At 46.9% G+C, this 571-nt stretch carries 2 tRNA genes; both read right to left on the bottom strand.

The features are described 5' to 3' along the window. Positions 1-295: 295 nt before the first annotated feature. Positions 296-371 (bottom strand) — tRNA-Ala (locus tag AC07V0_RS29995). A 29-nt stretch (positions 372-400) separates the two neighbouring features. Beyond that, a tRNA-Ile gene (locus AC07V0_RS30000) sits at positions 401-477 on the bottom strand. Between the last annotated feature and the right edge of the window lie 94 nt (positions 478-571).

Genomic DNA, 571 nt, shown 5'->3' on the forward strand with positions numbered 1-571 from the left:
TCGCCTCTGACTGCCAAGGCATCCACCGTATGCGCTTCTTCACTTGACCATATAACCCCAAGCAATCTGGTTATACTGTGAAGACGACATTCGCCGAAAATTCGCATGCTCAATTAAGAGCAACTCACAAATTTTACCTTAGCCTGATCCGTTACCAGTGAAAGTAACGTTCAGTCTATCTTTCTATCACATACCCAAATTTTTAAAGAACGATCTAGCCAAAGACTAGAAATCAACATTCACCATCATCACGATGGAATGCTCATTTCTAAGCTTTCAACAACAGAAGCAGTAGTGGTGGAGCCAAACGGGATCGAACCGTTGACCTCCTGCGTGCAAGGCAGGCGCTCTCCCAGCTGAGCTATGGCCCCGTATTTCTACAGGTATTCCCACACAAAATTGGTGGGTCTGGGCAGATTCGAACTGCCGACCTCACCCTTATCAGGGGTGCGCTCTAACCAACTGAGCTACAGACCCAATTTCGGGCTGCTTCGTATCGTCTTCTTCAATGAATCAAGCAATTCGTGTGGGAACTTATGGAGCAGCTGATGTCGTCGATTAAGGAGGTGAT

Source organism: Pseudomonas sp. GW821-FHT01E10 (assembly GCF_059422365.1).